We start from the raw sequence: 24,752 nt of genomic DNA on the forward strand, positions 1-24,752 counted from the left end.
GCAGTTTACCGCGAAATCCGTGTTCAGCCCAGATTGACGACCGCCTGTGCCTTGTGGGCGGCTTCGACCACGGCAAGCGCCGTCATGTTGACGACGCCGCGCGAGGTGACGGACGGCGTCAATATATGCGCCGGCATGTCGGTGCCGAGCAGGATCGGCCCGACGTGTAGCGCATCCGTCATGGTTCTGAGCGCCGTCAGCGTGATGTTGGCCGAATCGAGGTTGGGGAACACCAGCAAATTGGCTTCGCCCTTCAGCCTCGAATGGGGATACACGCGCTGGCGCAGGTGCTCCGACAGAGCAGTGTCCGCATGCATCTCGCCATCGCATTCAAGGTCAGGCGCGATGCGCGCCAGGATCGCCGCTGCTTGCCGCATCTTCAGGGCACTGGGCGAATCGCGCGAGCCGAAATCGGAATGCGACAAGAGCGCTGCCTTAGGCTCGATGCCGAAGCGCTGGATTTCTTCCGCCGCCAGCACGGTCATTTCGGCGATTTCTTCCGCCGTCGGGTCGACGGAGACGTGGGTGTCGGTCAGGAAGATGATGCCGCGCTGCGAGATCAGCATGGAAAGCGTCGACAGGTCGTGGTCCTTGATGCCGGCGCGGGGGCCGATGATCAAGGTGACGTTGCGCAGATGCCGCTCGAAGCGGCCTTCGAGGCCGCAGACCATGGCATCGGCATCGCCGCGCTTCAGCGCAAGCGCTGCGATTACCGTGTTGTCGGTGCGCACCATGGTGCGCGCGGCCTCCGTCGTCACGCCACGCCGGCCGGCGAGTTCGATCAAAAGGTCGACATAATGGCGGTAGCGCGGATCGTCTTCCGGGTTGATCAGGCCGAAATCGACACCGGGCTTGATGCGCAAGCCGTAGCGCTTCAGGCGCACCTCGATGACGTGCGGGCGGCCGATCAGGATCGGCTCGGCGATGCCTTCCTCGAGCACCACCTGGGCGGCGCGCAACACGCGCTCATCCTCGCCGTCGGCATAGATGACGCGCTTGGCGCTCGATGCCTTGGCGGAGGAGAACACCGGCTTCATCACCAGGCCGGAGCGGAAGACGAAGCGGTTCAGCTTGTCGATATAGGCGGCGAAGTCGGTGATCGGCCGCGTCGCGACACCGGTGTCGCAGGCTGCCTTGGCGACCGCGGGCGCTATGCGCAGGATCAGGCGCGGATCGAAGGGCGAAGGGATCAGGAATTCAGGGCCGAAGATCGGCGTCTCGCCGGAATAGGCGCGTGCCGCGACATCGGATGGCTCTTCGCGTGCTAGCGCTGCGATCGCCCGCACCGCCGCCATCTTCATCTCCTCGTTGATAGCGCTGGCACCACAGTCGAGCGCGCCGCGAAATATGTAAGGAAAACAAAGTACGTTGTTGACCTGATTGGGAAAATCAGACCTGCCTGTGCAGATCATCGCATCGGGACGCGCCGCACGCGCCGTTTCCGGCATGATCTCGGGATTGGGGTTGGCCAGCGCCAGGATCAGCGGTTTTGGCGCCATGTGCTCAAGCAGTTCCGGCTTCAGCACGCCTGCCGCCGACAAGCCGAGGAAGACATCGGCGCCCGATATGACGTCGGCCAGCGTGCGCGCCTCGGTGTCCTTTACATAAGGGTCTTTCCAGCGATCCATCTCATCAGTGCGGCCCTTGTAGGCAACGCCGAAACGGTCGGTGACCCAGATGTTTTCGACTTTGGCGCCGAGCGAGACCAGCAGGTTGAGACAGGCAAGGGCGGCAGCCCCGGCGCCGGAGGTGACGATCTTGATGTCCGATATGGTTTTTCCGGCGAATTCCAGCCCGTTGAGCACGGCGGCGGCGACAATGATGGCGGTGCCGTGCTGGTCGTCGTGAAAGACCGGTATGGCCATGCGGGCCTTCAACTGCTCCTCGACCTCGAAACATTCCGGCGCCTTGATGTCCTCGAGGTTGATGCCGCCGAAGGTCGGCTCCAGGGCCGAGATCGTCTCGACCATGCGCTCGATACCGGGCGCGTCGATCTCTATGTCGAAGACATCGATGCCGGCAAACTTCTTAAACAGGACGGCCTTGCCTTCCATGACCGGTTTGGAGGCCAGCGGGCCGATATTGCCGAGGCCGAGAACGGCCGATCCGTTGGTGACGACGCCGACAAGATTGGCGCGCGCGGTATAGTCGGCGGCGGTCGCCGGATCGTCGCGGATTTCCAGGCACGGGGCGGCGACGCCAGGCGAATAGGCGAGCGCCAGGTCGCGCTGATTGCCGAGCGGCTTGGTCGCCTGGATCTCGAGTTTTCCCGGCCTTGGGTGCTTGTGGAAGTAGAGGGCGGCTTCGTCGAGGTCCGAACGTGCCGTCTTTTTGCTCTCGCCTTCCATGCGGCCGCTCCCTCGAAATCTGGCTGGAGATTCCCTTTTAGCATGCAGCCGTGGTTTTTCGCGACGCTAATTGACGCGCCGAGAGCTTTACCCGGTGGCGCGTCGAAAGCCACAATTAATCAGATGCTTATCTTGATTTTCTGACAGACCATTCCTGCAGTTTCACGGACAAGTTGATCAGAATGCGCTGACGTAGAGACCACCATCGACCGGTATGTTCTGCCCGGTCAGATAGCCGGCATGGACCGAGCACAGGAAGGCGCAGATCTGGCCGAATTCCTCCGGCGTACCGAGCCGCTTGGCCGGAACGTCGGCGCTGATGCGGGTCTTGCGCGCGGCTGCGGCCTCAGGGCTTTCGACACTGCCGGCTTCATGCGGGCCGCGCAGCCGGTCGGTGTCGAGCTTGCCCGGCAAAAGACTGTTGATGGTCACGTTGCGGTCGACAACCGTTCTGGCCACGCCGGCAAGAAACGAGGTCAGGCCGGCGCGCGCGCCGGACGACAGGTCGAGGCCGGGAATGGGCACATAGACCGACAGCGAGGTGATGTTGACGATACGGCCGAAGCCGCGCTTGGCCATGCCGTCGATGACAGCCTGCACCAGCTCGATCGGCGTCACCATATTCTGGGTGACGCCTTCGAGGATTTTTTCGCGATCAAGCGTGCGGAAGTCGCGAAGCGGCGGCCCGCCATTGTTGTTTACGAGGATATCTGGCTCGGGACAGGCCGCGAGCAGCGCCTTCTGCACCTCCGGCTTCGAAACGTCGCCAACGACTTCCGTCACCGTGACGCCATAGCGCTCGCGCAACTCAGCGGCGGTTTTCGCCACCAGTTCGGCGTTGCGCCCGTTGACCACGACATCGCAGCCGGCCTCGGCCAGCGCCATGGCGCAACCGAGCCCAAGTCCCTTGCTCGAAGCGCAGACGATGGCCTTCTTTCCGCGGATACCAAGATCCATGACGATTTCTCCTGTGATTTGGCCGGCAGGCTAGTCCTTCGGCTGGACCAATCGCAACCGTCATACGGTTGTTGCATGAATCGGGGCATAGGCTCGCGAAAGCAACGGTGAAATCGCGATGTCCGGCCAAGAGCCCCGCACTTTCCGCAGCATGTTCATTTCCGACGTCCATCTGGGCTCGAAGGCGGCCAAGGCCGAGTTCCTGATCGATTTCCTTCGATATCACGATGCCGATATCATCTATCTGGTGGGCGACATCGTCGACGGCTGGCGGCTGCGACGGAGCTGGCATTGGCCGCAAAGCCACAATGACGTCGTGCAGAAACTGCTGCGCAAGGCGCGCAAGGGCGCCAACATCACCTACATCGCCGGCAACCATGACGAGTTCGCCCGCCAGTTCCAAGGCGTGCATTTCGGCGGCATCGTCGTCGCCGACCGCGCCATCCACGAGACCGCCGACGGCAAGCGGCTGCTCGTCATCCATGGCGACCAGTTCGACACCGTGGTCCACAATGCGCGCTGGCTCGCCTATCTCGGTGATCACGCCTATGACGCGGCCATGCTGGTCAATCGCGTGGTGACGCGGCTGCGGCAACTGCTCGGCCTGCCGTATTGGTCGTTTTCGTCCTGGGCCAAGCACAACGTCAAGAAGGCGGTGAACTTCATCGGCTCGTTCCAGACCATGCTTGCGGACGAGGCGCGCCGCTCGCATGTCGATGGCGTCATCTGCGGCCACATCCATCATGCCGTCATCGAGAATTTTGGCGATGTCCAGTACATCAACACCGGCGACTGGGTGGAAAGCTGCACGGCGGTGGTCGAGCATTTCGATGGCCGGATGGAAATCCTGACCTGGGCGAAGGTGCTGCCAGAGTCGCTGGACGAGCCCTTTATCCCGCTGCTCATCGAAGATCGGGTAGGGCAGGCGGCATAGGCCGGAGTTCGTCTCAGCTGCGGGATCAATCGATTAGTCCAAACGGTTTCGCCCGGTTTTCGTCCATGTTAAGGGATCGACACGCGTTGCCGTCCGGTCGAATACAGCGCGATTGGATCGATTCATGGCCCTGCCGCAGCTCTCGCCCGAACAACTCGTCAAGCCGCGCCATTTCGAACTGCGCATGAGCCTGATCTTCGCGACGCTGTACGTGCCGCTCGGAACGCATTTGCCTTATTTTCCACTGTGGCTGCAGGCCAAGGGTTTTCACGCCGAGCAGATCGCCGTCATTCTGGCGGCGCCGATGTTCCTGCGCGTGGTGACGACGCCGTTACTGACCGCGCTGGCCGACCGTGCCAGGGACCGCGCCGATGTCTATGTCGCGCTGATGGCTGCATCACTGCTCTTGTCGGCAGGTTATTTCCTGCCGCCGACCTATGCGATGGTGCTGGCGGTCTCATTGGCGCTGACCATTGTCTGGACGCCGCATTCGCCGATCGCCGATTCGCTGGCGCTTTCGGGGGTCCGCCGCTTCGGTTCGAACTACACAAGCATGCGCAAATGGGGCTCGATCTCCTATCTCTGCGCCAATGTCGCCGGCGGCTTCATTCTGTCGGCAACCGGCTCGCAGGCCGTTCCGGTTGTCATTCTGGCGGCGTTTGCCGCGGCCCTTGCCGCCGGCCTGCTGGCGCCGCGTCTAGGCCGTCCGCGGCGCGCCTCACCGCTGTCGGCCGCCGACATCCAGCATTCGGCGCCGAAGCTTCTCAACCCGTATTTCCTGTATTTTTCCGTCGGCGTCGGCGTCATCACCGCCAGCCACGCATTCCTCTACGGTTTCGTCTCCATCTATTGGAAATCGATCGGCATCAGTGATTCGGTTGTCGGTCTCTTATGGGCTTGGGGTGTGGTGTCGGAAGTCTGCATGTTCATGATGTTCACCCGCTTTTTTGACCGGTTCTCCGTCGTGTCGATCATGGTGATGGCGGGGATCGGCTCCATCGTGCGCTGGATCGCCTTTCCGCTGGTCTGGCCGCTCGGCCTCAGCATTCCCGGTTTCTTCGGTGTCCAGTCGCTGCACTCGGTCTCGGTGGCGCTTGGGCTGATCGGCCTGCAGAAGATGATCGGCGAAACCGTCTCCGAGGAGCGGACAGGTGCCGCGCAAGGCATTGCCTATTTCTCCAACGGCTTCTTCATGGCGGTGGTGACGCTGGCGTCCGGCCCGCTCTACGACCGTCTCGGCGTGGACGGCTTCTTTGCCATGATCCCGATCGCCTTGATCGGGCTGGTGCTCATCGGGCTTGCTGCGCGCTCAGCCCCACAGCGCCACATCGGGCGGTGACACCAGCGATCCCTGGTAGATAAGGCCCGGTACCCGGTCGCGGGCAAGCAGCAGCGGACCGTCGAGGTCGACGAAATCGGCATGCTGGGCAAGCAGCACCGCTGGCGCCATCGCCAGTGACGTGCCGACCATGCAGCCGACCATCACGCCGAAACCGAGTTCGCGGGCGCGATCGCGCAGCACCAGTGCCGCAGTCAGGCCTCCCGACTTGTCGAGCTTGATGTTGACCGCATCGTAAAGACCGACAAGCGCTTCGAGATTCTCAGCCTCGTGCACGCTTTCATCGGCGCAGATCGGCACGGGATGGGCGATATGGCGCAGGATCTCGTCACGACCGGCCGGCAGCGGCTGTTCGATCAGCGCGATGCCTTGTTCGGCGGCAAAGGCGAGGTTCGCAACGATGTTGTCGTCGCTCCAGCCCTCATTGGCGTCGAGGATGATGCGGCTGTCTGGCGCTGCCTGCCTGACCGCGCGGATGCGGGCAATGTCGTTGTCGCCGCCGATCTTGACCTTGAGCAGCGGCCGCGCGGCATTGACGCGGGCCTGCGCCGCCATCGCCTCCGGCTCGCCCAGCGACAGCGTGTAGGCGGTTTCGAGCGCCTGCAAGGGAAGAGCACCTATCGCGACTGCTACCGAGGTTCCGCTGAGCTTTGCCTCCAGATCCCACAGGGCGCAGTCTATGGCGTTGCGGGCGGCTCCGGCCGGCATCGCATCGAGCAAGGCGGTCCGGCCGATGCCACCGGCGATCCGGCCACGCATGGCCTCGATCGCGTCGCGCACGCCCTCCATGGTCTCGCCATAGCGCTTGTAGGGGACACATTCGCCGCGGCCGAAGTGGCCGCCGTCGCCGATCGTGCAGGAGATCACCTCGGCTTCAGTCTTGGAACCGCGCGAAATGGTGAAGGTTCCGGCGATGGGAAAACGCTCGGCCTCAACCGAAATGACACGCGCCATATTTTTCTGCTCCTGCTATGCGACAACCGTTGTCGGCAAATCGACAGGTCAGACCCGTCAGGCTAAACAGGACGCCATGTTGACCATCGGCAAGCGCGACGCAAGCGGCACGACCGCAGGGGAGGCTGACCACGAACCGCGCGTGGCGATCGGCGAGGAGGATGGCGTTCTTGGCTGCGCTTTCTCCGGAATCTGGACCACAAGGACCGTCGCGCTCATCGACGCCGACATGCGCAAGATCGAAAAGCGAAGCGGCTTCAAAACCTTGGCGCTCGATGTTTCCAAGATCGAGAAGATGGACACCGCCGGCGCCTGGCTGATCGACCGGCTGGTCAGCGCCTTCGAGAAGAAGGGCGTCGAGATCCAGATGCAAGGCCAGAGCGAGATCGCTTCGATCCTGCTCGAAGCTGTCGGCGAGGCCGTGCGGCGCGAACCCGAATCCGGCCCGGCGCGACCGCCCAACATCGTCATTCGCGCGCTGGAGGCGGTGGGCCGCCGGGTCTACGAGATGCGCGACGATTTTCTCGCCTCGATGAACATCCTCGGCGCCACCATCCGTGGCGCGCAGATGAAGCTCGGCCGTGGCCATGCCGTCAACCCGGCGGCGATTTTCAACCAGATCGACCGCATGGGCGTCGGCGCCATTCCGGTGGTGGTGCTGATGTCGGCGATCGTCGGCGCCATCGTTGCCCAGCAAGGCGCCTATCAGCTCAGCTATTTCGGCGCCGATATCTTCGTCGTCGATCTGGTCGGCGTGCTGATCCTGCGCGAGCTTGGCGTGCTGATGACGGCGATCATGATCGCCGGCCGCTCCGGCAGTGCGATCACCGCCGAGATCGGCTCGATGAAGATGCGCGAGGAGGTCGACGCGCTGAAGGTCATCGGGCTCAACCCGATCGGCGTCCTGGTCTTTCCGCGGCTCGTGGCGCTGGTCATCGCCTTGCCGTGCCTGACCATCATCGCCAATTTCGCCGCACTCGGCGGCGGCATACTGGCTGCCTGGCTCTATTCCGACATCCCGCCCGCCGCCTTCATCGACCGGTTGCGCGTCGCCATCGATCTCAGCACCATCTTTGCCGGCCTGATCAAGGCGCCGTTCATGGCCATGATCATCGGCACGATTGCCTCGGTCGAAGGCATGAAGGTCGGCGGCAGCGCCGAATCGCTCGGCCAGCATGTTACCGCTTCGGTTGTGAAGTCGATCTTCGTCGTCATCATCCTCGACGGACTTTTCGCCATGTTCTACGCAGCGATCGAGTTCTGAGATGAAGCTGCGAAACAGGAAAAGGGCAGGCGCATTGGCTGATGACGCGGGTGAGGGCGACATCGTGCTATCCGCGCATGACATCAGCGTGTCCTTCGCCGACAAGCTTATCCTCGACAGACTGTCGCTCGACATAAGGCGCGGCGAAATCCTTGGATTTGTCGGCGCCTCGGGTGCCGGTAAATCCGTTCTGCTGCGCACCATTCTCGGCCTGACGCCCAAGCAGTCGGGTACGATCAATCTGTTCGGCGTCGATATCGAGAAAGCTGATGATGCCGAGCGTCTGCGCATCGACATGCGGCTTGGCGTGCTGTTCCAGCACGGCGCGCTGTTCTCGGCGCTGACAGTGCTGGAAAACGTCCAGGTGCCGATGCGCGAATATCTCGACCTGCCGCGAAAGCTGATGGACGAACTGGCGATGCTCAAGATCGAGCTGGTCGGGCTGCCGCCCGATGCAGCGCAGAAATTCCCGTCCGAACTGTCCGGCGGCATGATCAAGCGCGCCGCGCTGGCCCGGGCGCTCGCGCTCGATCCCGACATCGTCTTCCTCGACGAGCCGACATCGGGCCTCGATCCGATCAGCGCGGCGGAGTTCGACGAACTGGTGGTCAAGCTGCGCGATACTATGGATCTGACCGTCTACATGGTGACGCACGATCTCGACACGCTGTTCACCGCTTGCGACCGGGTGGCCGTGCTCGGCAAGAAGAAAGTGCTGGTCGAAGGCACCATCGACGACATGCTGAAGAGCGAGGAACCGTGGGTAAAGTCCTATTTCCGCGGAAAACGCGCCCGGCAACTTGATCTTGCGGCGCGCGCATAGCCATAAGTGGGACAATGGAAACCAGAGCCAACTACGTCATTGTCGGCATCTTCACGCTGGCCGCGATCCTGGCGGCGTTTGCCTTCGTCTACTGGACGGCGGCCATCGGCGACAAGGGCGAGACGACGTTGCTGCGCGTGCGCATTCCGGGCTCGGCGTCCGGGCTTGGCCGCGGCAGTTTCGTGCTGTTCAACGGCGTCAAGGTCGGCGACGTCAAGCGCGTCTATATCGACGTCGACAATCCGACGGTTGCCATCGCCGATACCGAGATCGACCGCATGACGCCGATCACCAAATCGACGCAAGCCGATATCGGGCTTGCCGGCCTGACCGGGCAGGCCAACATCGAGCTCAAGGGCGCCGACCCCAAGGAGGTGAAACTCCTCGACCAGGCGGAAAAGGAAGGTAAGGTCGCCGAGATCGTCGCCAACCCGTCGGCGGTGACCAACCTCTTGCAGACGGCGCAGAATATCTTCACCCGCGCCGACAAGGTGCTGACCGAGCTCGAAGGCTTCACCAAGGACGTTCGCGGGCCGCTGACGCAGACCGTCCAGAATGTCCAGACCTTCTCCGATGCGCTGGCCAAGAATTCGGACGGGATCGACAAGTTCCTGTCCGCCGCCAGCACGCTGGCGGATGAGCTGAAAGGCGTTTCCGGCAAACTCGACGGCACGCTGAAAGCAGCCGAAGGCCTTCTCAACGCCGTCGACAAGGACAAGATCAAGAGCATCGTCGCCAATGTCGACGCGGTAACCGGTAACCTCAAGGAGACGTCGAAGCAGTTCGACGGCGTGATCAAGAACGTCGATACGGCCGTGGGGTCGGTCAACGATTTTACCAAACGGACGCAAGGCACGCTGGCCAAGGTCGACAACGTGCTCGACGGTATCGATCCCGCACAAGTGCGCTCGGCGCTCGCCAACATCCAAAAGGCCAGCGAGAGCGCCGACAAGGCCGCCGCCGACATCGCTGAGGTGACCCACAAGTTCGCCAACCGGGCCGACGACATCGACCAGACGATCAAGGACGCAAAGCAGCTCGCGCAACGGCTCAACGATGCCTCGGTGCGCGTCGATGGCATTCTTGCCAAGGTCGATACCTTGCTCGGGTCGGGGCAGGCCGATGGCGTGATGGCGGATGCCAGGGCGACGCTGAAGTCGTTCAAGCAGGTTGCCGACACGCTGAATGCCCGCCTTGGCGTCATCACCGACAATCTGGCGCGCTTCTCGGGACAGGGGCTTTCGAATGTCGAGGCTTTGGTGCAGGACAGCCGCCGTTCGATCAGCCGCATCGAAGAGGCGGTGACCGATCTCAGTCGCAATCCGCAGCGCATCCTTTCGGGTGGCGACGGCGAGGTTCGGCAATTCGATGGCAGGGCGCGGCGTTGACTTCGGCGTCGGCGCGCCCCAGAAACATGAGCCGCGAAAGCGGGTCGATCTTACGATCCGGGGACAACGGGGATCGCGCGTGAAGTCTGTGTGGGTGAAAACGGGCGGGTTGACATCGGCTGCGGCACTGCTTGCCTTGACGCTGGCCGGCTGCGCGGCGTTGGGCGGCAAGCCCGCGCCGCTCGATACGTTCGAGCTGTCGGCGCCTTCGGTCGACGCGCATGGCCATAGCCGCCGGCAGATCCTGATCGCGCAGCCGTCGGCGCTCAAGGCGCTGGACAGCCAGAACATCGTCATCAAACCGTCGGATCGCTCGATCCAGTATCTCAAGGGCGCGCAATGGGCCGACCGGCTGCCGCTGATCGTGCAGGCGCGGCTGGCCGAGACCTTCCAGCGCTCGGGCAGCTTTGCCGGCGTCGGCAAGCCGGGCGAGGGCCTGGCGATCGACTATCAGGTGATCGTCGAAATACGGTCCTTCGAGGTGCGTGTCGACGGCGGCGAACATGCCAAGGTCGATCTGTTCGTGCGCATCCTGAACGATCGCAACGGCGAGGTCCGTGCCTCCAAGAGCTTCACCGCAGCCGCACCCGTCTCGGGCAGCGGCAATCCTGCCTATGTCAGCGCGCTCGACAAGGCGTTCGGCGACGCCGCCGGGCAGATCGTGAGCTGGACGGATTCGGTGATCTGAGCGCGGGGGCGCCGGAATCCCACAAAGCTTCATCCCTCCAGGCTTCTCTACCTACAAGCGGTCGAAGATTTCCGGGCGGAGCTTTCCGGTCTGCATCAGGTGCTGCAGGGTATAGGTGACGGACAGCGCGTCATCGAGCGCGTCGTGCCCCTGCAATGGCGGGTGTTCGACGCCGTAGTAGTCGGCGAGCTTGTTGCTCGGCGTTCTCGCCAGATCCTCGATCGGCATTCCGGCCGCGATCAGCAGCTTGACGGCATTGTCAAACCGGGTGGCCGGGACCGGAGGCTGAATGCCCGCGACATAGCAACTGATGGCGATCATGTTCAATTCGTCCTTGCCCCAGGACCAGAATCGCGACCCTCCGGAAAAACGATCGACGTCAGCGAGCGCTTCTCCTAGCGCAACACCTTCGGTCTCCAGATCTTCCTCGGTGATGCCGGTCAGTTTGGTGAAGAACGGGTCGAGGGCGTATCTCTGACCAAACCGGTCGACCGGTCTGATATAGGCCTTGTGTGTGCCGAGCAGGGGAAAGTCGCCTTCAAGTCCAAGCCTGACCGCGCCAATCTGTGCGATGACGGGGTCGGGGTCGTGGGCTGCGCACCAAAATCTGCGTTGGGAGCCCTCAAGGCAAAGAAACTCACAGTCGAAGATGATTGCCGTCTTCACAGTCAGCATCCTCATGAAGCAGGACAACGTTTCGCCGACAGTCTTGCGGGTGTCGCGAAATCGGATTTTGGCGTCGAGACGTTTCTCGAATGCAAGAGGCGGGGCCGTGGCCCCGCCTCTTCAGTTCCGTCGTATGCCGGCTAGTGCAGACGACCGCTGGCATGGGCCAGCATGGTGTAGACCTTGCCGGTGTCCGACGTCAGGTAGGTCTGCGCCATGATGTTGTCACGGTCGTTGCGCGAGACATCCTTGAGCAGCTTCTCGAAATCGTCGCAGTAGCGGTCGACGGCGGCGCGGAACTCGGCCTCGGCCTGATACTTGCGACGAATCTCGTCGAACGTCTGCTGTCCCTTCAGCGTGTAGAGCCGCCGCGTGAACACGTCACGCTCGCCACGCCGGTAGCGGTTCCACAGCTCGATCGAAGCATCGTGGTCGATGGCACGCGCGATATCGACGGAGAGCGAGTTCAGCGATTCCACGACATGCAGGGGCGAGCGCTGGGCAGGGGTAGCGCGCTGCGCTTCCACGGGGGCCGTAGGGGCTGCCGACCTGAGGTCCTCATCGTTCGATGCCGCGGTAAGCAGATCGCGCACCCATCCGCCCTGAGGCGTGCGGGCGCTGGCATCGCCGCGCGGACGCGGTGCCGCCTCGCCAGGACGCTCAAGGTCGAGCGTGCCTCGCAATGCGGGGCCGCCCAAGGGCGCCTGAGGCGTGCGCAGGTCCGGCTGCGGTGCCGGTGCGCGGCGCGGCGGCTCGGCAGCGCGTGCGGCCGGCGCTTGCGGCGCCGGGCGCAGGTTGCGTGGTTCTGATCCGTCACCGCCGCCGCGGCCGGACTTGGCCACGATGTCCGAAAGCTCCTTGAGGGCGTTGATCTGCTCGGAAACGGCGCGGCGGATGGCCGAGGTCGATTCCTTTGCCTCTTCCGGCATTTCGATGACGCCTTTCTTGAGCTCGGCCCGGGTCAGGTCGAGTTCGCTCTTGATCGAGCCCGCGGTGCGCCGCATCTCTTCGGTCGCATCGGCAAAGCGCTTGGTTGCCGAATCGACGACGTCGGTGATGGCGTTGCGGATCTTGTCGGCCGACTCCATCGTCTTGCCTTCGGCGTTCTGCAGCGTCTGGCCGACGAGATTTTCGAACGAGCGCATGACCCTTTCGAGATCTTCCGACTTCTTGACCAGACCGACGGCGAGGTCTTCGAGCGACGACTGCCGTTCGAGCGTGTGTTCGAGATTGCTCTGGGCCGAGCTTAGCAGGTCCGAAGCGCTGGACAGCAGGCGGCTGTGTTCGTCGAACTTGGTGGCGATCGACGCCACCTCGCGCAAGGTGGACGACGACAGTTCCGTCAGCCTTGTCGTGTTCGAATCGACCAGTCGCGCCGAGCTGGCGAAGGTCTGCGCGGCTTTCTCCGTGGTGGCGGCGAAGCTTTGCGTGCTGCCGCTCAGGCGTTCATCGACCTGGCCGAGATTGACCGCGGCCTGTTCGATCAGCTGGCCGAGCTGCGAACTGGACTTGGTCATCCGGCCGATGAGATCGGCGACGCTGTCGGACAGCGACGAGCGGGCGCCCTCGACCGCCGACAAGGTTTCGGCGGTGCGGTTCGCGAGTGCGTCGACAAGCGCGGCATTCTCGCTGCGCAGCTTCTCGGTGGCGCGTTCGGTGACCTCTTCCATGCTCTTTTGCAGGTCCGAGCCGCCCTGGGCGAAACGCTCGACCAAGGGCCGTGCGGTTTCGTCGAGAATCTTCGACATTTCGGCCGAACGTGCGGCGAGCATGGTGTTGAGTTCGCGGGTGTTGGCGCCGATCGTCTTGGCGGCATCGTTGGTGCTCTGGCCGATATGCTGGCCAACCGCGGTGAAGGTCTCGGCGATCACATTGGCGCGCGAGACGAGTTGCGCCTCGGCATTCGACACCTGTTCGTTGAGCTTCTGGCCCATCGTCTCGGCCGTGAAGGCGAGGCGGTTCTCAACGCCTGAGACCTGCTCTTCGACACGGGCGGCCGCGGCCGCCGCGCTCGAGGCGAGCCGCTCGTCGGCGCCGGCAAGCGCCTGCTCGATTTCGCGGGCGTGCACGGCCATTTCCTGGCCGGTCCGCCTGGCGCGTTCGGCGACCCTTTGCTCGGTATCGGCAAAGGCACCGACGATGGTCTCGGCATGCTCGCCGATCGTGGTGGTGCTGCTGGCGATGCGCGACACCAGACGCTGATCCGCGTCGTCGAAGATACGGCCGATTTCCGAGGCACGGCTCGACAGCGCTTCCGAACCTTCGGCGATGCGCGAGACGAGTTGCTGGTCGGCGGCATCGAAGATGCGGCCAAGGTCCGATGCGCGTGCGGCAAGCGCTTCGGCCGATTCGCCGATGCGCATGCCGAGCCGCTGGTCGGCGCCTTCGAAGTTGCGCAGGATGTCGCCGGCGCGCGCGGCCAGCGACTGGGCCGTTTCGATGGCGCGGGCGACCAGCTTCTGGTCGGCGGCATCGAACGTGCCTGCAATCTCGCTTGCACGAGCTGCCAGATGATCGGCGGTGTCCTGAGCCCGGGCGGTCAGCTGATCGGCGGTTTCCTGGGCGCGGGCGGCGAGCTTCTGGTCCGCCGCTTCGAAGGTGCCGGCGATCTCGCTTGCGCGAGCAGCCAGTTGATCGGCGGTTTCATGGGCGCGGGCCAGCAGCGAGCTGGACGTGTCGTCCGCACGGGCAAGCAAGGCGCTCGACGTATCTTCCGCACGGGCGTGCAGGCGACGGTCTGCATCCTCGAAGGTGCGGGCGATGTCTTCGGCCCGCGCCAAAAGGGCGGCGGAGGTCTGCTCGGCGCGCTCGGCGATCTTGCGGTCGGCGTCGCTGAACGCGGCACCGGCCTGCTCGTGCAGGGTGCTGGTGACTTCCAGCACCTTCTCGCGCAGGGCGCCGGCGACAAACACGGCGCTCTTCTCGAGGACGGCGCGGACGTTGTCGACGCCTGTCGAGAGCGCACGCTCCATGGTGCCGGCGCGCTCCTCGATGATGCCGGTCTGACGGCTGAACGCCTGCTCGATCTTCTCGACATCTCCCGCAATCGCGGCAGAGATGTCCGAGCTTCTGGCGGCGATCTGGTCGATGTGGCCCGACAGCGAGCGGTCGACGTCCTTGCGGGTCTCGGCGAGCTTGCCGAGATCGTCTTCCAGCGCGCGGGTCAGCATATTGCGGCCTTCGGACAGCTTGCCGACATGTCCGGCGATGACGTCGTCGATATCGCTGCGGCTTTCGGTCAGCTTCTGCAGGTCAGCTTCGAGGGCGCGTTTGAGAACGTCGCGGCCCTCGGCCAGTTTCTCGACCTGGCCCGCGACCAGGCCGTCGATGCTGGAGCGGCTTTCGGCCAGCTTGGCCAGATCGGCTTCCAGCGCACGCTTGAGAACATCGCGGCCTTCGGCGAGCTTCTCGACCTGGCCGGCGACCAGGCCATCGATGCTGGAGCGGCTCTCGGCCAGCTTGGCGAGATCGTCCTCGAGCGCCTTCGACAGGGTCGAGCGCTCCTGGACAAGCCTTTCCGCGTGGCTGTTGACGAGGCCGCCGACATTTTCGAGGTCGGCTTCAAGCGCTTTCGACAGCGTTGAACGATCCTGGACGAGCCTTTCGGAATGGCTGTTGACCAGGCCGTTGACGCTTTCGAGATCGGCCTCGAGTGCCCGGGCGAACTGTGCCCGGTCATCGACCAGCTTCTGCGACTGGTCGGCAATGGTGCCCTTGATTGCATTGAGGTCGGATTCAAGGGCACGCCGCAGGATGTCGCGACCCTCGGACAACTTCTCGACCTGACCGGCAACCAGCCCGTCGATGCTGGAGCGGCTGTCGGCCAGCTTGGCGAGATCGTCCTCAAGGGCCCTGGACAGGGCGGAGCGGTCTTGGACAAGCTTGTTCATGTGATCGGCGATGACGCTGTTCACATTCTGCAGGTCGGCTTCCAGGACCCGGGAAAGCTGACCGCGGTCCTCGGCCAGCTTTTCCGACTGACTTGAGATAACGCCCTTGATCGTGTTCAGGTCGGATTCCAGGGCGCGCTTGAGAATGTCGCGGCCTTCGGCCAGCTTTTCGACCTGACCGGCGACCAGACCGTCGATGCTCGAGCGGCTCTCGGCCAGCTTGGCAAGGTCGGCTTCGAGCGTCTGCGACAGCAGGCCGCGGTCCTCGGCCAACCGTCCCGAATGGCTTTCGATCAGGCCGCGTATGCCGGACAGATCATTGTCGAGCGAATGGGAAAGCTGCGTGCGGTCTTCCGCCAGTTTGGCGGAATGGGTTTCGATGAGGCTCTTGATGCCGACGATGTCGTTTTCCAACGCCCTGGCGAGCACGGCGCGGCCTTCGGCGATCTTTTCCACCTGACCGGCGACCAGACCGTCAATGTCGGCGCGGCTGTCGGACAGTTTGCCGAGGTCGGCTTCCAAGGCGCGCGACAGGATGTTGCGGCCCTCGGCGAGCTTGCCGACATGGCCAGCGACCATTTCATCAATGATCGTACGGGCTTGCACCAGTTTACCGGAGTCTTCGTTTAGGGCAGTGGAGAGCCTGTTGCGGCCTTCTTCCAACCTTTCGAGATGGCTGCCGAGCGACGCATCGATGGCCGCCCGCGATTCATTGACCTTGCGCAGATCCTCTTCGAGAGCGCGCGAGATCAGGCTGCGGCCTTCGGCCAGCTTCTGCACCTGGTTGGTCACCGCCGCATCGATGCCGGCGCGGCCCTCGGCGAACTTCGCCAGGTCGGCCTCCATGGCCGCGGCCATGCGTTCGCGGCTTTCGGACAGTTTCCTGCTGTGGTTCTCGACAGCTTCCTCGATGCCGACGCGGGCGTCGGCGAGCCGCTGGATGTCGCTGTCGAACGAACGCGACACGACGTGGCGGGCGGCTTCCATGCGTCCGGCGAAGTCGCTGGCGCGGGCTTCGAGCATGGAGGAGGTCGAGGTGACGATGTCGGCCATGTCGGCGCCGATCTGGGTCTTGCCCTGATCGATCATCGCCGACAGCGTGTCCTTGCTCTCGGCGAAGGTGTGCGCGATTTCACGGGCGCGCTCGACCAGCGTTTCGTTGATCTGGCGGGCGCGGGCCTCGAGTGCCGCATTGAGCTTCTGCGTTCCGGTGTCGAGCGCCTCGGCGCGGGTCTGGAACTCGCTGATCAGTGCCTGGCCGCGTTCGGCGAGCGTGCGCTCGATGCCGTTGAGGCTGGCCTCGAATTCGGAATTGAGGGTGCGTGCGGCGCCGCCGAGCAGTGACACCATGCCGGTGGTGCGATCGTCCAGCAGATCGGTCAAGGACCGCGTCAGGCCGTCCGTGGTGTCCGTCAGCTTGGCAATGCGGGTGTCGAGCAGGCTGGCGAAGGCCTCGCCCGAGGTCGACAGCCGGTCGGTGATCGAATCGAGCCGGCCTTCTACCGAATCGAAGATCGACATCGAGCTTTCGTTGATGCGGTCGATGAGCGTGTCGCCGGAATTGGTGATCGTCATCGACAATTTGGTCGATGCATTGAGGATCGAGTCGCGGATGATGTCGGAGGCGGCGCCGATCTCGTCCTTCAGCGTCTCATGCGCGCCGGTGATCGAGGCGCGGACGCGCTCGGCATGGGTGACGACGGCTTCGCGCTCGCTGCCGAGCCCGTCGACCAGCGAACGGATGCGGGATTCATTCTCGGAATAGGAGCGTTCGATCTGGTTGACTTCGCTGTGGACAAGCGTTTCCAGTTCGACGGCGCGGGCAAGTGTGCGTTCGATGCCTTCGCCCATGGCCGCGACCTCGCGACGAACGGCCTGGCCGATCATCATGACGCGATCCTGGGCAAGGTTTTCCGGCTCGGTCAGGCGGAAGGCCACTTCGGTCATGGACTGTGCGGCGATGCGCATTTCCTGGGCGCGGCGAATCATGGCGGCGAAGGCCCAGAACAGGATGACGGGCACGATGGCCGCGACGGCGAGGCCGATCAGTTCCGGACGGGCAAGGAACTGGTCGAGCGTACGGATTCTCCAGATGCTCGGTCCGAAAAGCAGATTGGCCAAACCGCCGGCGCCGGCGAACCAGGCGAGCGAAACGAAGGCGACGACCCAGTAAATGGTGTTCGAGGCACGCCTGTTGAGGCTGTGCAGAAGCGTCTTGTAGTCCTTCTGGCGATCGTCATTGGCCGGCGCGAAACCCGCGGGCTGGGCGCCATTGCGTGTTTCCACGGGGCGCAATTCGGCAGGCTTGGCCTTGGGCGCGGGTTTCGCGGCGTGGTTCTGATTGACCACAGGCTCCGGGTTTTGTTCCGGCTTATGATTGCGTCCCTCGCGCGCCAGCTCGTCGGCCGCCTGGGATATCTGAGCTTCCAGATCCTCCATCGAAGCCGCGATGTCGAGGTCGCCGCTGCCGATCTCGTTGCTGAGGTCGAGATCGAGCGCCTTTTCCAGTTCCCTGGCCACGTCGCTGTCGAGAGTTCTCGTCGTCGTTGGTTTCTTTGCCATGCCTTCGCTACCCTGTACTAGCTGCCGCGGGCTTATAATTCTGTTTGTCTTGCCCCGCGCAGGAGGCTGAAAATGGACCCCTCGTATCGTAATGACACAGGGGGGTAAAGAAAACATGCATTCCGCGGGATACGTAAAACTTTAAATATAAGGTTAACGGAACTGTGATTTGGGCGCCGCTTTGGCAACATTTTTCCCGGCCATTCATTAACCCGTTGTCCATTGGATTCGCCTAGGTTTTTGGGCGAATCGAAGAAACGGAGTTCGAGTTTATGCGTGGCGAAAGCGGCATTGCCTTCTCAATGCCCGGGGGCGACGTATCCGGACCAAGGCGGTCACGGCCGGTCGATTTGGCACACCTTGCCCGCCAGACGATGGGTGACCGCAGCCTTGAGCAAGAGGTGCTGGCGCTGTTTGTACAGCAGGCGCTGTCCGTGCGCGACAGAATAGTCGACGCCGACATCAAGGACCGGCTTCTGCTCGCCCATGGATTAAAGGGTTCGGCACGGGGCGTGGGCGCCTTTGCCATTGCCGATTGCGCCACCGAGATCGAGCACCGGCCGGAAGACGGCCAGACGCTCAAGCGGCTTGGCACGCTGATCGACGAAGTGCGCGATTTCATCGCCGCCATCAACCGCTGAATCCGCGCCGAACCCGATTTGCGGAAAAACGTCATCGGGCGGCGCTTTCATGCGGCAGTTGACTTGTCAGCCGGAGTGATTATCTCGGCTGGAACTCCCTTCAGGTGACAAATGACCAAGCTGACTTTCATTGCCCATGACGGCACGCATTTCGACATGGACGCCGAGAACGGCTCTACGGTCATGGAGAACGCGATCCGCAACGCCGTGCCCGGGATCGAAGCCGAATGCGGCGGTGCCTGCGCCTGTGCCACCTGTCACGTCTATGTCGACGAAGCCTGGACGGCTGAAGTCGGCGAGCCGGAAGCGATGGAAGAGGACATGCTGGACTTCGCCTACGACGTCCAGCCCAACTCGCGCCTGTCATGCCAGATCAAGGTCCGCGATGCGCTTGACGGCCTGGTCGTACGGGTGCCTGCCCGCCAGGGATAAGCGGTATTTTTGCCAACTGATTTTTCCCGCTGCGGCTTGGCAGCGGAGCATTGGTCATGCAGTGTCCTGCTCTCTTCGCAGCGAGGCACATCGCATGACCGAGACCACCAAGACAGACGTGCTTATTGTCGGGGCAGGGCCGGTCGGCCTGTTTGCCGTGTTCGAGCTCGGCTTGTTCGACATGAAGTGCCACCTGATCGACATTCTCGATCGGCCGGGCGGCCAGTGCGCGGAGCTCTATCCTGAAAAGCCGATCTACGACATTCCAGGCTGGCCTTCGATCTCGGCGCAGGGGCTGGTCGACAAATTGCTCGAGCAGATCGCGCCGTTCAAGCCTGATTTCAGCTACAACCGAATGGTTTCCAGCCTGGAAAAACTGGAGGACGGCAGTTTTCGCGTCACCACCGACGAAAATGAGGTGTTCGAGGCCAAGGTGGTGGTGATTGCCGCCGGCGGCGGCTCCTTCCAGCCCAAGCGACCGCCGATCCCCGGCATAGAGCCCTATGAAGGCAAGAGTGTCTTCTATTCGGTGCGCCGGATGGAGGATTTTCGCGGCCATGACCTCGTTATCGTCGGCGGCGGCGACTCGGCACTCGACTGGACGCTGAACCTGCAGCCGGTGGCAAAGAGCGTGACGCTGGTGCACCGACGGCCCGAGTTCCGTGCCGCCCCCGACAGCGTCAACAAGATGTATGCCATGCAGGAGATGAAGCAACTCGAATTCCAGGTCGGGCAGGTGACCGGATTGACCGGTGCCGACGGCCAACTGTCATCGGCCACCATCAAGGGACCGGACGGCGATGTCGAGGTGCCTTGCACGCGCATGCTGCCGTTCTTCGGCCTGACCATGAAGCTCGGACCGATCGCGGAATGGGGTCTCAACCTTCACGAGAACCTTATTCCGGTCGATACCGAGAAGTTCCAGACATCGGTGCCCGGTATCTTCGCGGTCGGCGACATCAACTGGTATCCGGGCAAGCTGAAGCTGATCCTGTCGGGCTTCCACGAAGTGGCGCTGATGGCGCAGGCCGCCAAGCGCATCATCAGCCCCGGCGAGCGCATCGTTTTCCAGTACACGACCTCATCGACCAGCCTGCAGAAGAAGCTCGGCGTCTCCGGCTGAAGCTTACTCGGCGAGGATCGGCGCCGCATTGTCGGCGTAACCGCGAAGCTCCTTTTCGGGCATCAGCGTCAGCGTGATCAGCCCCAGCAGCAATGTAGCGGCGGCGACGGCAAAGATCATCACGAACGGCTCGACCGTCGCGCTATGGCCCACGATCCGCATGCCTTCACCGGCAAGCGGCAAGCCGTAACCCAGAGCGACCGCGCCGAGCATCGCGACACCAAGCGCACTGCCAAGCGAACGCAGGAATGTCAGCACGCCCGTCGCGACGCCGAGATGCACGCGATCGACGGCGTTTTGCACCGACACGGTGGTGACCGGAAACGTCGTTCCGGTTCCAAACCCGATGCAGATCGTCAAGACCTCTACCTCCAGCAGCGTTGCATATCCTGCGACGACGGCCAGCAGGCAGAGGCACAGCATGCTGAAGACGACGCCCACCATTGCAATGCGCTTGTAGTGGGTGAAATGCGGTATCATGCGCCCGCTGAATGCCGCGCCGCCGACGGTCCCCAGCAAAAGCCCAAGCATCGCGATGCCCGACTCTGCTGCCGACAGGCCGAGCACCGCCTGAAGATAGACGGGCAGGTACACAGCCATGCCGACGCTTGCGGCCTGAAGCAGGAACATCGAAAGCGTGCCTGCCAGAACGATTGGATTGCCAAGCACTTCAAGCGAGATGAGCGGCTCGGCGGCTCGCATAAGCCGCAAGGCAAAAGCGCCCCAGAAAATCGCCGAACCGCAGAGAACGCCGATGACTTCAAGCGAAATCCAGGGATAGGCGCTGCCGCCCCAGTTCAATGCGAGCAGCAGCAGCGCCGTGGCAATGATCAGAAGCAACGCGCCCAGGCCGTCGATACGATGGCGCTTTGCGGCAACGGGCAGTTTCTTGAGCGGCTTGTTGATGATCGCCATCGCAAGAAGACCAAGCGGAATGTTGATCCAGAAGATCAGTGACCAGTGTAGGTGCTCGGCGAAAGTGCCGCCGAGCAACGGACCGGCAACGCTGGCGACGGCCCATGTGCCGGAGAACCAGGCGGCATAGCGTGCCCGCTCGCGCGGCGGAACGAGATCGCCGACGACGGTCTGCGTCAAAGCGAACAAGCCGCCGCCGCCGGCGCCCTGGATCGCCCGCCCGACAACCAGCACAAACATGTTGGGAGCCATCGCACTGACCAGCGATCCCGCCAAAAAGATCAGGATCGCGGCATAGACGGTTGGCCGGCGTCCGTAGACATCGGAAATCTTGCCGTAGAGCGGGGCCACGGCGGTAGCGGTCAGGAGATAACCGGTGACGATCCATGGCAGATAGTGTGCGTTTCCGAGCGCATGCCCGATGGTCGGCATGGCCGGCGCGACAATGGTCTGATCGAGTGCCGCCAACAGCATCGACAACAGCACGCCGCCGATAATGGCGTTCTTTTCGCTCTCTGTTATCGGCGTGCCGGTTTCCGCCATCGTTTTGTTATCGACAGCCTGGTCCATGATCGTTCATCCATAAGCTTGCGATTTGACCGGCGCTGTTCAGCCGTTCCGGTTTCTCGACCGTTCGGATCGCATTGGTGTTTTATGCTCGCGTCTGGCGAGCCTGATATATGTCGTCCCATATAGGCCGGTTTCGACAGCGGCTCGAAAGTTTTTCGAATCTGGCACTACGCTTCGGCGAATTTGGCTTCAGTTCGGGTGCGTTCAGGCCGGCGGCAGTCGGCCGTTGCCGATGCGCTCCATGCGGTAGCGCAGCAGCCGCAGGATGCGGCTTTCGAAATTGACGCTTTCGACGCGGTCGAACTGAAGCTGGGCGCGGTCGTGCCTGGCCAGGACAGCCGCGGTGATCGCGGCCGCCTTGGCCTTGGCGGCGTCGCAGTTCTTTTGCGGGTAGGTGGCCTTCAAGGCCTCTTCGAGTTCGCCGCCATGGTTCTTGGCGATTTCGACATGGCGCTCCTCATGGCGCTTGATGTCGGCGGACAGCGTATCCCAGAACAGCCTGACATCGGCATCGGCCTTGCGCGGGCGGCGCCACTCGGGAAGGATCACCTTCACCTTGACGGTCACCACCGCGTCGGCGATTCGGCAGGAACTCGGTGTCTGCGCATAGCTGATACGGGTGGTGAAGGCCATTTGCGTGGCGCCCGGGTGCCGGGTGCCGGTGCTTTTCACCTCCGGCCCGCGTTTGGAGAGTTGTGCCTCGATGTCGTCGAGCGTGCTGCCGCCGATGGCGAAATAGCTGTACGTCTTGACGAGATTGGCGGCAGCCGCCGGAAGCGGGGTCATGGCGAGCAGCAGCGCGCAAGCCAAGGATTGTTTCACGCACAGGGACGGTTTTTTCATGCCAAGCATGGATCGTTTCATCATGTTGCCTCTTCGACCACCTTGCTTTACGGCCGTTGCCGGCGCAATGAAATTGATCCGCCAGGGATCACATGATTGATGAACTCCATGGTCGATGAGCAATGACGGCCAGGCGATGGCAGTTGGCGCATGGACGCCATCTCGACCTTGGCGGCAAGGCCGTGGTCGTCGGCATCCTCAATGTCACGCCCGACAGCTTTTCCGATGGCGGCCAGTTCGACGCCCCTGAAAAGGCGCTGGCCCAGGCGCGCCGCATGATCGGGGAAGGGGCACTGGTCGTCGATGTCGGCGGAGAATCGACGCGCCCAGGTGCTGCCGCGGTATCGGCCAGTCAGGAACAGGACCGCATCCTGCCTGTGATCGAAGCGCTGGCGGGCGTGAGTGAGGTGCTGATTTCGGTCGACACCTATCGCGCCGACACGGCGCGGCTGGCGGTTGCCGCCGGCGCTCATATCGTCAACGATGTATGGGGTTTGCAGCGCGAGCCCGATATTGCGCGTGTCGCCGCCGACACCGGCGCCGGGCTTGTCATCATGCATACCGGGCGGGATCGCCAGAAACTGCCGGATGTGATTGCCGATCAATTGACGTTCCTGCGAAAGTCGCTGGAAATCGTCCGCCAGAACGGCATCGCCGACGATCATATCGTGCTCGATCCCGGTTTCGGATTCGCCAAGGAGACGGCGAAGGAAAATCTCGACCTGATGGCACGCTTTTCGGAATTGCATGCACTCGGCTTGCCGCTGATGGTCGGTACGTCGCGAAAACGCTTCATCGGCACGGTCACCGGCCGTGATGCCGCCGACAGAGGGGTCGGAACAGCGGCGACCAGCGTTATATTGAGGCTCCAGGGCGCCGATCTGTTTCGCGTCCACGATGTCGCATTCAACGTGGACGCTTTGGCGCTTGCGGATGCTATGCTGGCGCGTCAGACGGACCGGGCGAGAAACTGAGCGATGTATGTCATCCGCATGAAGAACTGCGCTTTCTTTGCCCGGCACGGCGTGCTGGACGAGGAGGAAAGGCTCGGCCAGCGCTTCTATGTCGATGCCGTTCTCACCGTCGATCCAGGCCGGGCGCTTGCCGAGGATTCCATCAAGGATACGGTCCACTACGGCATTGCATTCACCGTCATTGAAAAGATCATCACCGGGCAGCGCCGTTTTCTGATCGAGTCGCTGGCGCTCGAAGTGGCCCGTGCGCTGACGGCGCGTTTTCCGCAGATAAAGAAAGCCGAGATCACGGTGCGCAAGCCGAACGCACCGGTGCCCGGCGTGCTCGATTATGTCGAGGTGACCGTTGTCTGGCCCGAATAGTACCGTTTATCTCAGCCTTGGCGGCAATCTTGGCGATCCGGCGAAATCCATGGGCGCGGCGCTGCGAATGCTGGATGCCGACGCGGATACGCGCGTCACCGGCGTCTCGTCGCTTTATCGCACGCCGCCCTGGGGCAAGCTCGATCAGCCGGATTTTCTCAATGCGGCCGCCGAGATTTCCACCGTGCTTGCACCGCGTGCCTTGCTCGACCTCTGCCTCGATGCGGAGCGCAAGCTGAAGCGGGTGCGCGAGGAGCGCTGGGGGCCGCGGCTGATCGACATCGACATTCTGGTGTTCGGCGACCGCGTCATCCACGAGACCGGGCTGGAGGTGCCGCATCCGCGCATGCTGGAGCGCGCCTTCGTGCTGGCGCCGCTGGCCGAGATCGCGCCCAGCCTGGTTGTCAGCGGCCGCAGCATCACCGACCGCCTGGTCGCCGTCGATACCTCAGGCATCGAGCGATTGTCGTCCGGCCGGGATTGGTGGCTGGCCTGAGGTCCGGACGAGGCAGTAGCCGGATCTTCAGCCAGAGAAGCCGCCACCATCCAGGAACGCCTGCTCCTGCACCGTGGTTTCGCGGCCAAGCATCTTGTTTCGATGCGGAAAACGGCCGAAATGCTGAATGATATCGCGGTGTTCGACAGCGTATTTCAGGTAGGGCTCGGCCCTGGCCTGCGTCAGCTCGACCGAAATGTCCTGGTCGGCCAGCAGTTCCGAATGCTCGTACGGCAGGTAGAGGAAAACGCGGAGTTCTTCCTCGAGTGCCAGGTCATGGCCGGCCGCGACCGCCCTCTCTGCGAAATATCTAGCGAGCGGATCGGTCGCGTACATATGGCCGGTGCCGCGAAAACAGTTCCGCGGAAACTGATCGAGCAGGATCATCAGCGCCAGCGCGCCTTCGGCATGTTCCAGCCAGTCGTCGCATTCACGCCGAGCGGCGGCATAGTGCAGGCCGAGAAAGCGGTCGCGGAACTCGGCATCGAATGCTTCGTTCTTCTCGAACCAGGCATCCTCGCCGGCATCGCGCCAGAATTTGGTGACCGATAGGGCCCGGCTGTCCAATTCCATGCATAGTTC

The 24,752-nt window shown here is 63.0% G+C and carries 20 protein-coding genes; 12 read left to right on the forward strand and 8 right to left on the reverse strand.

The features are described 5' to 3' along the window. Positions 1-23: 23 nt before the first annotated feature. Both NKK51_RS11895 and NKK51_RS11900 read right to left on the reverse strand, forming a co-directional pair. Complete coding sequence (locus NKK51_RS11895; protein WP_352552978.1) at positions 24-2,348, reverse strand: NADP-dependent malic enzyme; 2,325 nt, start codon at positions 2,346-2,348, stop codon at positions 24-26. Positions 2,349-2,525: 177 nt separating this feature from the next. Beyond that, complete coding sequence (locus NKK51_RS11900) at positions 2,526-3,305, reverse strand: SDR family oxidoreductase (RefSeq protein ID WP_352552979.1); 780 nt, start codon at positions 3,303-3,305, stop codon at positions 2,526-2,528. 118 nt (positions 3,306-3,423) lie between these two features. On the opposite strand from NKK51_RS11900, the gene NKK51_RS11905 reads away from it, so the two are divergent. Both NKK51_RS11905 and NKK51_RS11910 read left to right on the forward strand, forming a co-directional pair. Beyond that, positions 3,424-4,239 (forward strand): UDP-2,3-diacylglucosamine diphosphatase, encoded by an 816-nt coding sequence (locus NKK51_RS11905; protein WP_127296177.1) that lies wholly within the window; start codon positions 3,424-3,426, stop codon positions 4,237-4,239. Positions 4,240-4,363: 124 nt separating this feature from the next. Then, positions 4,364-5,578: an MFS transporter gene (locus NKK51_RS11910; RefSeq protein ID WP_352552981.1), complete on the forward strand. Its 1,215-nt coding sequence runs from the start codon at positions 4,364-4,366 to the stop codon at positions 5,576-5,578. Here NKK51_RS11910 and dgcA read toward each other — a convergent pair. Continuing rightward, on the reverse strand, positions 5,549-6,532 hold the full coding sequence (gene dgcA / locus NKK51_RS11915; RefSeq protein ID WP_352552982.1) for an N-acetyl-D-Glu racemase DgcA: 984 nt from the start codon (positions 6,530-6,532) through the stop codon (positions 5,549-5,551). The two genes, NKK51_RS11910 and dgcA, sit on opposite strands and share 30 nt — an antisense overlap. Before the next feature lie 76 nt (positions 6,533-6,608). On the opposite strand from dgcA, the gene NKK51_RS11920 reads away from it, so the two are divergent. The 4 genes from NKK51_RS11920 (at position 6,609) to NKK51_RS11935 (ending at position 10,695) form a co-directional block, all read left to right on the forward strand. Continuing rightward, complete coding sequence (locus tag NKK51_RS11920) at positions 6,609-7,796, forward strand: MlaE family ABC transporter permease (RefSeq protein ID WP_023810578.1); 1,188 nt, start codon at positions 6,609-6,611, stop codon at positions 7,794-7,796. 1 nt (position 7,797) lies between these two features. Further along, positions 7,798-8,619 carry an ABC transporter ATP-binding protein gene (locus NKK51_RS11925; protein ID WP_352552983.1) on the forward strand — a complete coding sequence of 274 codons (822 nt, stop codon included), beginning with the start codon at positions 7,798-7,800 and terminating at the stop codon, positions 8,617-8,619. 14 nt (positions 8,620-8,633) lie between these two features. After that, positions 8,634-10,007 (forward strand): MlaD family protein, encoded by a 1,374-nt coding sequence (locus NKK51_RS11930; RefSeq protein WP_352552985.1) that lies wholly within the window; start codon positions 8,634-8,636, stop codon positions 10,005-10,007. A gap of 79 nt (positions 10,008-10,086) precedes the next feature. Then, entirely contained in the window at positions 10,087-10,695 is a 609-nt protein-coding gene (locus tag NKK51_RS11935; RefSeq protein ID WP_502902457.1) for an ABC-type transport auxiliary lipoprotein family protein, read from the forward strand. 51 nt (positions 10,696-10,746) lie between these two features. On the opposite strand, the gene NKK51_RS11940 is transcribed toward NKK51_RS11935, so the two are convergent. Both NKK51_RS11940 and NKK51_RS11945 read right to left on the reverse strand, forming a co-directional pair. Continuing rightward, on the reverse strand, positions 10,747-11,361 hold the full coding sequence (locus NKK51_RS11940; RefSeq protein ID WP_352552989.1) for a 3'-5' exonuclease: 615 nt from the start codon (positions 11,359-11,361) through the stop codon (positions 10,747-10,749). 140 nt (positions 11,362-11,501) lie between these two features. Beyond that, entirely contained in the window at positions 11,502-17,813 is a 6,312-nt protein-coding gene (locus tag NKK51_RS11945) for a kinesin (protein WP_352552990.1), read from the reverse strand. Between the two features lie 272 nt (positions 17,814-18,085). On the opposite strand from NKK51_RS11945, the gene NKK51_RS11950 reads away from it, so the two are divergent. The 3 genes from NKK51_RS11950 to NKK51_RS11960 all read left to right on the forward strand — a co-directional run bounded on the left by NKK51_RS11950 (position 18,086) and on the right by NKK51_RS11960 (position 20,009). Next, the gene (locus tag NKK51_RS11950; protein ID WP_023813039.1) at positions 18,086-18,454 is read left to right on the forward strand and encodes an Hpt domain-containing protein; all 369 of its coding nucleotides are present in this window, start codon (positions 18,086-18,088) and stop codon (positions 18,452-18,454) included. A 111-nt stretch (positions 18,455-18,565) separates the two neighbouring features. Then, the gene (locus NKK51_RS11955) at positions 18,566-18,886 is read left to right on the forward strand and encodes a 2Fe-2S iron-sulfur cluster-binding protein (protein ID WP_013531878.1); all 321 of its coding nucleotides are present in this window, start codon (positions 18,566-18,568) and stop codon (positions 18,884-18,886) included. A 94-nt stretch (positions 18,887-18,980) separates the two neighbouring features. Then, positions 18,981-20,009, forward strand: coding sequence for an NAD(P)/FAD-dependent oxidoreductase (locus tag NKK51_RS11960; RefSeq protein ID WP_352552992.1), 1,029 nt, complete (start codon positions 18,981-18,983; stop codon positions 20,007-20,009). A gap of 3 nt (positions 20,010-20,012) precedes the next feature. On the opposite strand, the gene NKK51_RS11965 is transcribed toward NKK51_RS11960, so the two are convergent. Both NKK51_RS11965 and NKK51_RS11970 read right to left on the reverse strand, forming a co-directional pair. Beyond that, positions 20,013-21,494: an MDR family MFS transporter gene (locus NKK51_RS11965; protein ID WP_352552994.1), complete on the reverse strand. Its 1,482-nt coding sequence runs from the start codon at positions 21,492-21,494 to the stop codon at positions 20,013-20,015. A gap of 204 nt (positions 21,495-21,698) precedes the next feature. Beyond that, the gene (locus NKK51_RS11970; RefSeq protein ID WP_352440309.1) at positions 21,699-22,358 is read right to left on the reverse strand and encodes a DUF922 domain-containing Zn-dependent protease; all 660 of its coding nucleotides are present in this window, start codon (positions 22,356-22,358) and stop codon (positions 21,699-21,701) included. A 101-nt stretch (positions 22,359-22,459) separates the two neighbouring features. On the opposite strand from NKK51_RS11970, the gene folP reads away from it, so the two are divergent. Genes folP through folK form a run of 3 tightly spaced genes read left to right on the forward strand, consistent with a single transcriptional unit; the run spans position 22,460 to position 24,170 of the window. Beyond that, the gene (gene folP / locus NKK51_RS11975; RefSeq protein WP_352552995.1) at positions 22,460-23,311 is read left to right on the forward strand and encodes a dihydropteroate synthase; all 852 of its coding nucleotides are present in this window, start codon (positions 22,460-22,462) and stop codon (positions 23,309-23,311) included. A 3-nt stretch (positions 23,312-23,314) separates the two neighbouring features. Further along, on the forward strand, positions 23,315-23,674 hold the full coding sequence (gene folB / locus NKK51_RS11980; RefSeq protein WP_352552997.1) for a dihydroneopterin aldolase: 360 nt from the start codon (positions 23,315-23,317) through the stop codon (positions 23,672-23,674). Further along, positions 23,658-24,170, forward strand: a complete 513-nt coding sequence (gene folK / locus NKK51_RS11985) for a 2-amino-4-hydroxy-6-hydroxymethyldihydropteridine diphosphokinase (RefSeq protein WP_023813033.1) — start codon at positions 23,658-23,660, stop codon at positions 24,168-24,170. The genes folB and folK overlap by 17 nt, the downstream gene beginning before the upstream one ends. Before the next feature lie 27 nt (positions 24,171-24,197). On the opposite strand, the gene NKK51_RS11990 is transcribed toward folK, so the two are convergent. Then, positions 24,198-24,743, reverse strand: coding sequence for a DUF924 family protein (locus tag NKK51_RS11990; protein WP_023813032.1), 546 nt, complete (start codon positions 24,741-24,743; stop codon positions 24,198-24,200). Positions 24,744-24,752: the final 9 nt, after the last annotated feature.

Source organism: Mesorhizobium sp. M0011 (genome assembly GCF_040324155.1).
In the GTDB taxonomy this organism is placed as follows: Bacteria; Pseudomonadota; Alphaproteobacteria; order Rhizobiales; family Rhizobiaceae; genus Mesorhizobium.